The organism is uncultured Agitococcus sp. (genome assembly GCF_937920075.1).
Lineage (GTDB): Bacteria > Pseudomonadota > Gammaproteobacteria > Pseudomonadales > Moraxellaceae > Agitococcus.
Window position 1 is genome coordinate 1 of record NZ_CALETI010000324.1, and the last position, 11,376, is coordinate 11,376.

Annotated in this window: 10 protein-coding genes; 6 read left to right on the forward strand and 4 right to left on the reverse strand. The window is 40.8% G+C overall.

Features of this window, described 5'->3' with window-relative positions:
* The coding region (locus tag Q0212_RS11250; RefSeq protein WP_297925500.1) for a DUF1615 family protein at positions 1–436 on the reverse strand (436 nt) is incomplete at its 3' end.
* An 83-nt stretch (positions 437–519) separates the two neighbouring features.
* Between Q0212_RS11250 and Q0212_RS11255 the strand changes: the two genes are divergently transcribed.
* The gene (locus Q0212_RS11255) at positions 520–1,731 is read left to right on the forward strand and encodes a putative solute-binding protein (RefSeq protein WP_297925503.1); all 1,212 of its coding nucleotides are present in this window, start codon (positions 520–522) and stop codon (positions 1,729–1,731) included.
* A 116-nt stretch (positions 1,732–1,847) separates the two neighbouring features.
* On the opposite strand, the gene Q0212_RS11260 is transcribed toward Q0212_RS11255, so the two are convergent.
* From Q0212_RS11260 to Q0212_RS11270, 3 genes are read right to left on the reverse strand one after another with little or no spacing between them, the layout of a single operon-like run.
* Positions 1,848–5,054 (reverse strand): efflux RND transporter permease subunit, encoded by a 3,207-nt coding sequence (locus Q0212_RS11260; protein ID WP_297925504.1) that lies wholly within the window; start codon positions 5,052–5,054, stop codon positions 1,848–1,850.
* 4 nt (positions 5,055–5,058) lie between these two features.
* The gene (locus Q0212_RS11265; protein ID WP_297925506.1) at positions 5,059–6,063 is read right to left on the reverse strand and encodes an efflux RND transporter periplasmic adaptor subunit; all 1,005 of its coding nucleotides are present in this window, start codon (positions 6,061–6,063) and stop codon (positions 5,059–5,061) included.
* A gap of 14 nt (positions 6,064–6,077) precedes the next feature.
* Complete coding sequence (locus Q0212_RS11270) at positions 6,078–6,281, reverse strand: DUF2892 domain-containing protein (RefSeq protein WP_107866581.1); 204 nt, start codon at positions 6,279–6,281, stop codon at positions 6,078–6,080.
* Between the two features lie 165 nt (positions 6,282–6,446).
* Between Q0212_RS11270 and hmpA the strand changes: the two genes are divergently transcribed.
* From hmpA to Q0212_RS11295, 5 genes are all read left to right on the forward strand, one after another.
* On the forward strand, positions 6,447–7,658 hold the full coding sequence (gene hmpA / locus Q0212_RS11275; RefSeq protein WP_297925509.1) for an NO-inducible flavohemoprotein: 1,212 nt from the start codon (positions 6,447–6,449) through the stop codon (positions 7,656–7,658).
* A 112-nt stretch (positions 7,659–7,770) separates the two neighbouring features.
* Positions 7,771–8,226, forward strand: a complete 456-nt coding sequence (locus Q0212_RS11280) for an Rrf2 family transcriptional regulator (RefSeq protein ID WP_297925510.1) — start codon at positions 7,771–7,773, stop codon at positions 8,224–8,226.
* A 134-nt stretch (positions 8,227–8,360) separates the two neighbouring features.
* Complete coding sequence (locus Q0212_RS11285; RefSeq protein WP_297925512.1) at positions 8,361–9,503, forward strand: acyl-CoA desaturase; 1,143 nt, start codon at positions 8,361–8,363, stop codon at positions 9,501–9,503.
* A gap of 106 nt (positions 9,504–9,609) precedes the next feature.
* Positions 9,610–10,710, forward strand: coding sequence for an FAD-binding oxidoreductase (locus tag Q0212_RS11290; protein WP_297925514.1), 1,101 nt, complete (start codon positions 9,610–9,612; stop codon positions 10,708–10,710).
* Positions 10,711–10,789: 79 nt separating this feature from the next.
* A complete protein-coding gene (locus Q0212_RS11295) occupies positions 10,790–11,278 on the forward strand; it encodes a hypothetical protein (protein WP_297925516.1) in 489 nt (162 codons plus the stop codon).
* The last annotated feature ends 98 nt before the right edge of the window (positions 11,279–11,376 follow it).

The following is an 11,376-nucleotide window of genomic DNA, read 5'->3' on the forward strand; positions in this document are numbered from 1 at the left end:
TAGCCACTGTAGGGTCACTTTGCCAACTCGACTCTTGTTCAATAATCGCTAATGCTGCACAAAAATATTGTGCTTCATAAGGAATTTTTAAACCTGTAAAAGCCGATAAAATATCATCACGCCAGCCGTTACGCTCTTTAATGCCTATAGGTAATAAACTTTGTAATAACAATCGTGCTTCGTCAACACTGATGCCATTGGTTTTAGTTGGTGTTGTTGTTGGCACAAGCACAGGAATCGTAGTTGTGTTGGTATTTGCCGTAGATGAATTTTTATTAGGCGTAACATCGCTAGGACTGATAATGGGTTTTGTGGTACTAACTGGAGGTACAGCCACAATTGGCGGTGGCAAAGGCTTCACCATCACAGGTTGACTACTACACGCAGACAAGATACTGAGCGCAACTAACACAAAAACAAAATAAGATTTAAACATTAATAGCCTATATGATGATTGTCACTATTTTATTGTCTGTTCACCGATTACATTGATTGCATCAACGATTGGGGGATACAACAATGAACAACAAAAGCAAATATTATATGGCAGCTTCAGCATTAATGGCGGCAAGTATTGCCACGGCTGCACCCACAGCAAGCACAAAACCTGTGGTTTCGGGGTCTATTTTAAGCCGAGTACAAGCCTTTTTGGATAAACCTGCCACCTGGGACAAAATTCCTAAAAATGTGACCTTATGTATGTTTGCACCTGGCGGCATACAAGGCAAAACTTTTCAGTATGTTCGTAATAATATGTCGGAGTTAACCAAATACACCGCCATTGCTAAAGACATTGGTATTGATTTTAACGTTACTATGACTTCGCCAACCAATATGCGTATTGATTTAGCCTCAAGTAAATTAAAACGCAAAGTCAGTACAGACGTAAAGTTTAATATTTATAACGATGAGCGTGTTGCCTCCGAAGATTTTAAAGTAGGGCAGTGTGATGGTATTGCCATGAGTAATATTCGCGCACGGCAATATAATCAGTTTGTCGGTAGTTTAGATGCGATTGGCGCAGTATTGTCTTATAAACAGTTAGGCGAAGTATTAAATATTTTGGCCAAGCCTGAAATGAATAAATATATGGTTAGCCAAAATTATGAAATTGTTGGCGTGATTCCGATGGGCGCGGCCTATATTATGGTCAATGACCGCAAAATTAACACTATTTCTAAGGCGGCAGGCAAAAAGGTGGCGGTGTTTGATTTTGATAAATCGCAAGCCAAAATGGTGCAAAACATTGGTGCACAACCGATTTCGGTCGATTTTTCTAATGTTGGCGGAAAGTTTAACAATGGCCAAGTGGAGATTATGGCTGCGCCTGCCTTGGCGTTTGAGCCTTTAGAGTTGTATCGTGGCATGACCGATGCACAGGGCAATGCGCGTGGGGCGATTATTAAGTTTCCGTTGTTGCAGGTGACGGGTGTGTTGATGATGTATCAAAACAAGTTTCCTGATGGTTTAGGGCCATTGATTCGTGAGTTTATTTCGGGACAACTTGCGCCTGCCTATCAGTTTGTTTTAGAGACCGAAAACGAGATTCCGTCTAAGTTTTGGATGGATTTGCCCGAAGCCGATAAACCGGGTTATGTGGCAATGATGCGTACGGCGCGGATTCAAATGACTAAAGAAGGTCATTACGATAAACAAATGATGCGTTTGCTCAAAAATGTCCGTTGTAAACTTGAGCCAAGTAATTATGAATGTGCAATGAATGATGAGTGATTAGCATAATAGCTTAGGATAGGCCTAAGCTATTATCTAAGTCGGGTGTCCGTATTTGTCAGGGCAGATCAGTGCAACAAAGCCGGTTTCTTCCCTCAACCCACATTACCTCGTCATTATTTATTAACCCTACGTTGCAAGCCAAAATACAACAAGGGAATTAACACCAAGGTTAAAAACGTTGACACCAAAATCCCCGAGATTAACGAAATGGCTAAACCATTAAAAATCGGGTCATCCAAAATAAATAACGCCCCTAACATAGCGGCTAAACCTGTGAGCATAATCGGTTTAGCACGTGTGCTGGCAGCTTGAATCACTGCTTCATCCAAGGCCATGCCTTCGGCTAATTTTAATTGAATAAAATCTACCAACAAAATCGAATTACGGACAATAATACCTGCCAAGGCAATCATGCCAATCATTGAGGTGGCGGTGAATTGTGCGCCCAACAAAGCATGGCTGGGCATCACCCCAATAATGGTTAAGGGAATTGGCATCATAATCACCGCAGGAATGGCATAAGAGTGAAATTGAGCAACGACTAACAAATAAATCAACACCAAACCCACCGCATACGCAATTCCCATATCTCTAAAGGTTTCATAGGTAATTTGCCATTCACCATCCCATTTAATGGCAAACTCACGCAAGGCATCATCAGGCTGACGAATAAAATACTCCGTCAGTTTGGCCGAATAGGGCAAGTTTAATTGCGCTAAACCGTCACGCATGGCAAACAAACCATATAACGGCGAATCTAGTTTTCCTGCAAAATCGGCAAACACATAACTAACTGGCAATAAATCTTTATGATAAATCGCTTGTTCAGTTGGCTCTTCGCTAATGTTGACCAATTCGGATAAAGGAATTAACGAGCCATCATCAGCTTTAACCGGTAATTTTAAAATATTCGCCAATTGTGATTTGTCGTTATCTGCCAAACTGACACGCATCGGCACAGCATATTTGGCATCGTTGGCAAACAATACGCTGCTTTGTTGGCCTGTTAAGGCTAGTTGTAGCGTTTGGGTAATGGTTTGCGAGTTAACGCCCAACATCATCGCTTTGTTTTGGTCAACCAATAGCCGTTTTTGCATGGCTTGGGCGACAACCGTGCTATCAATATCGACCATGCCAGCCTGTTGCTTAAATTTGGCTTCTAACAAGGTGGCCACTTGTTGTTGGCTTTGTTGGTCTGGTGCATAAATCTCAGCAACAATCGGGGCTAACACAGGCGGGCCGGGTGGCACTTCAACCACTTTTAGTTTCGCTTGATGTTGACGAGCAATGTTTTGCAAATCGGCACGAATACGACTAACAATGGCATGGCTTTGTTGGTGGCGATGATGTTTATCCACTAAGTTAACCTGAATATCGCCTTGTTCGGCTTGAGCACGTAAATAATACTGACGCACCAAACCATTAAAGTTAATCGGTGCGCTGCTACCTGCATAGGCTTGATAATCAGTGACTTCGGGAACGGTGGCTAAATACGCGCCTAAATCGTGTAATACGGCGGCGGTTTTTTCTACAGGTGTGCCTGTCGGCATATCAACCAAAATTTGAAATTCAGACTTATTATCAAAGGGCAACATCTTTAACACCACCCATTGCACCACTGCCAAACTGATGGCTAAGGCAATTAATACGACAATGCCCAAATACAAACCATGACGACGTTTTTGGCCTTGTTGTGGGTGCAAAAAAGGTGTCATGATTTTTCTAAAGATTGGCTCTAAAGGGGAGTGGACTTCGTGGCTGTCATGACTACTGGTGGGGGTATGTTTGGCCATTAATTTTAAAGCCAACCACGGGGTAATGCTAAAGGCAATAAACAAGGAAATGAGCATGCCCATCGAGGCATTAATCGGAATAGGGCTCATATAAGGGCCCATTAAACCACTGACAAAGGCCATCGGTAATAACGCAGCAATCACCGTAAACGTGGCTAAAATAGTTGGATTACCCACTTCATCAACGGCTACAGGAATCACTTCGGCTAAAGGCTTATTGTCTAATTGCATCCGACGGTGAATGTTTTCAACCACCACAATGGCATCATCGACCAAAATACCAATCGAAAAAATTAAGGCAAATAAAGACACACGATTGAGGGTAAAGCCCCATGCCCACGAAGCAAACAAGGTCGCGGCAAGGGTTAATAACACGGCTAAACCGACAATCACTGCTTCACGTTTGCCAAGCGCAATAAACACCAACACAATGACTGATAAGGTCGCAAACAATAATTTTTGCATCAGTTTTTGCGCTTTTTCGTTGGCAGTTTCGCCATAGTTGCGTGTGACCGTCACTTCAACATCGGCAGGAATCATCGTGTTTTTTAGGCTATTCACCCGTTGTAACACGCGCTCCGCCACATCTACCGCGTTTTCGCCCGTTTTTTTGCTAATTGCTAAAGTAACAGAAGGAAATTCACCTTGTTGGCTAATGCCTCGTTGTGCGGCAGCCATGCCTGTCCCCAACCAACTGTATTGGCTGGCGGTGCTTGCACCATCGTGAATGGTGGCGACATCATTTAAATAAATCGCTTGGCCATCATTAACGGCAATCACCAAACGACCAACATCTTCAGCAGAACGCAAAAAATCATTCGCTTCAATATGAGTTACACGGTTATTGGCCACCAAGTCACCAGAAGTTAAGGCACTATTACTTTGTTGTAAACGTTGACTGACTTCTAAAGCACTGAGCTGATGCGCTTGTAAACGTGCGCTATCTAACTCAATGTTTAATACTCTGGGTGATGTGCCAATGCTATATACTTCGCGAGTGCCTGAAACCCGTTTTAGCTCTAATTCGATGCTATGGGCAATACGACCTAAATCATAAGCACCTTTGTTGCCTTGCGCTTGCCATAAGGTTAACGACAAAATCGGCACATCATCAATGCCTTTGGTTTTAATTAAGGGTTCGCCAACGCCTAATTGTGGGTTTAACCAATCTTTGTTGTTATTAATCGCTTCATATAAACGCACAATGGCTTCGTTGCGCGCTACACCCACTTTAAACTGTACGGTTAACAAGGCCATATTCGGTTTAGAGACCGAATAAACGTGTTCAATGCCTTGAATTTGTGACAACACTTGCTCGGCAGGCACAGACACTAAACGTTCAACATCGCTGGCTTTTGCTCCCATAAATGGAATCATCACATTAGCCATCGTCACATCAATTTGTGGTTCTTCTTCACGAGGCGTAACGGCTAAGGCAAACAAACCCAGCAAAAAGGCAATCACCGCCAACAGGGGTGTGAGTTGTGAGCGCAAAAAAAAGCGACTTAACTTACCTGAAATACCCATGAGTTTAGACTCCTAACCCAGCAGCAATCGGTTCAAGGGCAATGGTTTCACCTGCTTCTAAACCTGCCAACACTTCAACCCAACCATTGGCAAGCGTTTTACCCAAACGAATTTGACGTAGTTGCGGCTTTTGTTTTGGTTTAATCACATACACCGCATTTAATTCGCTACGTTGCAACACGCTGGCTTTTGGAATTACTAAACGTTGTTCTTGACCAACGACAAAATGCACTTTGGCGAGTTGATTGGGTAAAACGGAACTATTTTCGGGCAGGGCAATCCGCACTTCACTAGTGTGAGTGCGGGCATCAGCAGTGGGAATAAACGTTATTTTTGAGGCACTTAACCATGAGCTTTGGCCGTTAAGTTCGATATAGGCTTTGTTATAACTTTGAATGGCTGACATTTGGCTTTGAGGCACATGACTGCTTAGGCGCAAATAACGTGGATCATAACCTGTGGCCAATGGTTTGCCAGCAAAAGCCATTTCACCCACTTCAACATGCAATGCCGACATCACGCCAGAGTAGGGGGCATTAATGGTGGTAAAGTTGCGGTTAGTTGTTGATTGTTTAAGACCCGCTTGTAAGGTATTTACTTGAGCAACAGCACTTTTGTAGTCAGCTTCTGCTTTATCGAGTTGCGCCTGACCCACATATTGTTGCTGAAATAACTCTTTAATCCGTTGATATTGCTTTTGTAAATTATCGCGTTGTACTTCGGCTTCACGCACCCGCGCTTGCATCCCTGCCACATCATCATTAGCGGTGGCGGCATCAATACGCATAATCGCTTGACCTTGTTGGACTTTATCACCCGCTCTAAAATAAATATTCACAATACGGCCAGTCACTTGTGCGCTGACTGTTGATTGACGTTCTGCTTCAGCATTAGCCACCGTATCGTAGGTATTTTCCACCAAACGATAACTCACCATGGTCGTTTTTAAGGGGGCAGCCGCTACCGAAGTGACTAAGGTGAGACTGGCTAAGACTAAAGCAGTTTTCATGGGATAACTCCAAATCAATTAACCACAACTTCGCGTTTAAAGCCCAATTTGCCTAATAACCATACCATCGGACACCAACCTGTAAACGCAGATTGAATCAAGTTTAGGCCAATAAATACGGTAAACAAAAACCACATCGGATTGACAAAGTGCGCTAATAACACGCTGATAATCACAAACGTACCTGCCACCAAACGTAAGCCCGCATTAATAGTCATGATCTTTACCTCTGTTATTTGTCTATAGTTAATATACTATACCCCCTATAGTATATTGGCAAGCATCAATTGAATGAATCAATTAATTCACTTGTACAAATATTTTATAAGGTGTATTTTAAATACATCTTATATTTAATTGTATTGTTACCAAAGGGGCGAGCCATGACACCAGAGCAAATTCAATTAGTACAATCTACTGTGCCCGTTTTACGAGAAAATGGGGTTTTGCTAACCAAGCATTTTTATCAGCGTATGCTGGGTAATCATCAGAACCTAAAAGAAGTATTTAATTTGGGGCACCAGCGAAGTGGAGCACAAGCCCAAGCGTTGGCGAATGCTGTGTTGGCATATGCTGAAAATATAGAAAATCCAGCGGTTTTAATGCCTGTTGTTGAGCTGATTGCCAATAAACATGTGAGTTTAAATATTCAAGCACCTGATTACAGTATTGTTGGCGAAAATTTATTACATTCAATTAGTGAGGTCTTAGGCATTGCTATGGATCATCCATTAATTGAGGCATGGGCAATCGCTTATGGCCAATTAGCTGATATTTTTATTCAAACAGAACGTGCAATTTACCAACAGCACCAACAAACCAAAGGCAGTTGGTTGGGCTGGAGAGCATTTAAAATCGCTCGCAAAACAGTAGAAAGCGAAGAAGTGACTTCTTTTTATGTCGAGCCTGTTGATGGTGGAGAATTACCTACCTATCAAGCTGGGCAATATATTTCGGTGCGTGTCTTTGTTGAGGAATTGGGTCTTAAACAACCTCGTCAATACACTTTATCAACCCACCCACAACCGAACTATTTACGAATTTCGGTTAAACGAGAACAAGGCAATAATGCCGATCAAGCAGCAGGTTGGGTTTCTAATACCTTGCACCAATTGCCAGAAGGTGCAGAAATTGAGGTGTCAGCACCAACAGGAAATTTCTTTTTAATTAATCCAAACACCAAGAATGTTTTTATCAGTGGTGGTATTGGCTTAACTCCCATGATTGCTATGTTGAATCAATTGGACAGTTTAGGAATGCCTCAACCAGTACATTTTTTTCATGCCTGTCGTAATAGCGAAGTTCATGTCATGAAAAAGCATATTGATCAATTAAAAGGACAATATCCACAATTCAAAACGTGTATTGCCTATGAGTTTCCACATGAAGGCAATGTGCAGGGACAAGACTATGATATTGCAGGGCGTTTAGACTTAAATCATGTTGAGCCATCTTTATTGCCCAAAGATGCGGATTATTATTTGTGTGGCCCGATGCCATTTATGGCAGAGCAACAAAAAACCTTGATTAAGTTGGGCATCAATGCAGCACAAATCCATAGTGAGGCTTTTGGCACAGGTGGTGTGCCCCATTAACCAAAGAAATAAAGGCTGTTGAGATTGAATAATCCCAACAGCCACACTCAACAAAACACCATAAAAGAAGGGTATAATTGTCATCTCAAGATTTTGATAGATAGAGCAAATTGTGCAATTAAATAAATTTACCGACTACGGCTTACGTTTATTAATGTATTTAATCAAATCCAGTGATCAATTACATACCATTGCCCAAGTTGCCCATGATTTACATATCTCTGAAAATCATTTAGTGAAAGTCAGTCATTTTTTGGCGCAGCAAGGTTGGATTATTAGTACACGAGGCAAAGGTGGCGGTATTCGTATTCATCCCGAAGCCATGTATTTACCTATTGGTGAAGTTATTCGAACCTTGGAGCATGATGAGAAGGTGATAGACTGTTTGGGCATAGAATGTAATTTACGTCGAGACTGCCATCTTAAATCATTGTTCCCATTAGCAATTGAGCAATTTTATCAGTATCTCAATCAGTACCAATTAAAAGATGCGTGGCGAGCCTTAGCAAATGAGCCTAGCAAACTAACTCAACACAATAATCTCATTCAAACAATTAATCCGTCATAAATTATTCATATCAACGATCAAAAAAACTATCTATACATTTGTACACAAATTTTCGGGATATATGCGTTTTTTTAAGCTAGAAAGCATTAGAATAAGCGGCTTTTTTTATTGATAGTTTAGTTTAGGTCGCAACTATGGTAGAAACCCTTAATAAACCACAGCCCATTAAACAACAAAATACAGTTGTTCGTGATGATGCTTTTTATGATCAAATTGAACAGGAATTTGAAGCGATTAAACAACGCCATCGCGCAAAAATGGGGGCGGAAGATGTGGCCTATATTAAAGGGTTGCGTCTAAAGTCACGTATTTTTGAGGTGTTAGGCCGTGGTTTATTGTGGACAAGCCAAAATCCCTTAACCTTTGGTGCGGGTGTTGGTTTTCTATTTTTACATCGCAACATCGAAGCCATCGAAATTGGCCACAATGTGTTGCATGGTCAATATGATTATTTCCCCGAAATTCCTCAATTCCATTCCCACAACTTTAAGTGGAAAGCACCAATTGATGAAGAAGGTTGGCGTCGTGAGCATAATGCCATGCACCACGTTCATACTAATGTCTATGAAAAAGACCCAGACCTCAATCATGGTTTGTTGCGTACTAACGATTTAGTGCCGTGGCAAAAGTCGCATCTGTGGCAAGTGCCGTTATATTTTGGCGTGGTTTATCCAACGATGTTATATCGTTTTAACGCACAAAATTTAGGTTTTACCCAAGAATATCGTGCCGAAGCCTTTGATACAGGTAATAAAGGTTATGCCGTCGTTGATACCAGTTATGCCAGCAAAGAACAACGCGAAAAAATGCACTCTCGCTCGGTGAATCGGGTATTGTTTAAAGAATATTTGGTTTTTCCTTTGTTAGCGAAACTGACAGGTCGTTCAGCTTTAAAAGTGTTAGCAGGTAATTTTTTAGCCGATACCATTAACAATTATTGGATTGGCATGACCATTCAAGCCACACACTTTACCGAAGACTTGCAAGACGAAGCAGCCGTTGACCACAAAGGCCGTTGGTATTTATCGCAGTTAGAATCCTCAGTAAATTTTAAAGGCAATCGTTGGCAAAGCATTTTGTGGGGACATTTGAATTATCAAATCGAACACCATTTATTTCCCGATACGCCTTCACACCGTTATCCCGACATGGCTAAAGATGTCAAAGCTCTGTGCCAAAAATATAACTTAACCTATAAGTGCAATCCCAGTTGGGCAAAGGCCATTAAAAACTATACCGCCGTATTTTGGAAATATTCATTTCCAACTAAAAAATAAGCTTTCCCTGACATGAGTCCTCTCTCATATATAACATCCTCTCCCCTGTGGGAGAGGGTTGGGATGAGGGCTAAATCAAACTTTGATTATACTTTTAGGATTTTTTATGCTCAACAAAGCATTAAATATGGCCAATCAATGGGCATTACAAAAAGTTAGCCGTGATTGGATTGATTATATTGCCAGCAATACCATGACCGATTTTAATCGTTGGTTTAACGATTTTATTTGGACGTACGATTTAAAAGCGATGGTCACCGCCATTGAAACGCAAGCTGATGGGGTAAAAACCATTCACTTATTACCCAATCAACATTGGAAAACGTATCAAGCAGGTCAGTTTGTTGAGTTGGTGCTTGAGATAGATGGTCAGCCGCATCATCGTTATTACAGTTTGTCTCCTATGACCACCAAAGGCACATTTAGCATTACTGTTAAAAAACAAGCGGATGGTGTTGTGTCGAGTTATTTAACTGAGCAATTACAAGTGGGGCAGAGTGTCAAACTCAATTTACCCCAAGGTGACTTTGTTTATAAGCAACAGCAAAAATTATTGTTTATTTGTGCAGGTTCGGGCATTACCCCTTGTTATTCGATTATTAGTGATTTATTAGCACAAAATAAAGCCGTTGATGTAGCGATTTATGCCCAGTTTTCTAAGCAAAAAGATGTGATTTTTGCCAATAGCTTAAAGCAACAATGGCCAGCACAAGGCGTTTCTGTTGAAGTTGCATTTACGCAAGAAACCGACTCACAACATTGGTTGTTAACTGCTGAAAATTTATTGGTTCAGTACCCTGACTTGTTAGAAAGGGATGTATATTTGTGTGGGCCAACAGGCTTTATGGATAACATGATTAATGCTTTGGTGGCCGCTAATTTTAATTTAGCCAAATTGCATTGTGAGCGTTTTGTGACTGTTGAAAATACGGAGTCTGGTAATTTAGATTTTAAAGTGGTGCAACCGAGCATTTATTTTAAACATCTCAATCAACATATTCAGTTAACGACCGAAGACGAAGGCAAAAGTTTATTGCAAATTGCTCGTCAGTATGGGGTTAATTTGGAGTCTGGGTGTCAAAAGGGTATGTGTGGAACGTGTAAGCTGACCCTTAAAGAAGGCAAAATTGCGGGCAATCAGTTGGGTAGTGCGGTGTATTTGTGTACCTCTTATCCTGATTCGGCAAGAATTGTGTTGGATGCTTAAATAAACTAATACTCTCCATTGTCTAGTAAGATGATGGAGGGAAAAGTGTTATTTAATTTATAGAATTCAAGGAAGATTTATGCTATTTGAGTTGTATTCTGGGTATAGTGTAAATGATATAACACTTGCGATGCCTCAAATTACTGTTAGGCAAAAGCTGAGGTCTTGGTTCCATCAACCGCCGCTTAGTGCAAATTTTAAATTAGCCAGTCCCGAAATCATTGAAGATCACTGTGCAAATATTACGGTTACTTATACAGACCAACTATTAATTGAAATAATTCGGCTGCAATATTTTGATAATGACACTTTTTATCTTGATTCAGAAAATATATCGTCAATATCTAAAGATGATTTAAAACTGTTTTTAGCAAATAAAGGACTTAAATCTAAGCGTATAGATGGCAAAAATGTCTATGATGAAATTGGTTTTGCCTATAGCAGTTATCGTAGTTCAAAAGTTAATTTCTTTTATATTTTTCCTAAAGGTCAATTTAAGCGGATTTCTGCGGAGCATAGAAATAAAATGGATAACTATCAGATGCCTATTCTGAAAAGACTGATGTAGTTACTGTAAAATGAGTTTAGGTGATATGTTGATAGTATTGGTGTGTATTTGTTTGTATTATCATGCAACTTATGAGGCTGTACGAATATGAAATAATT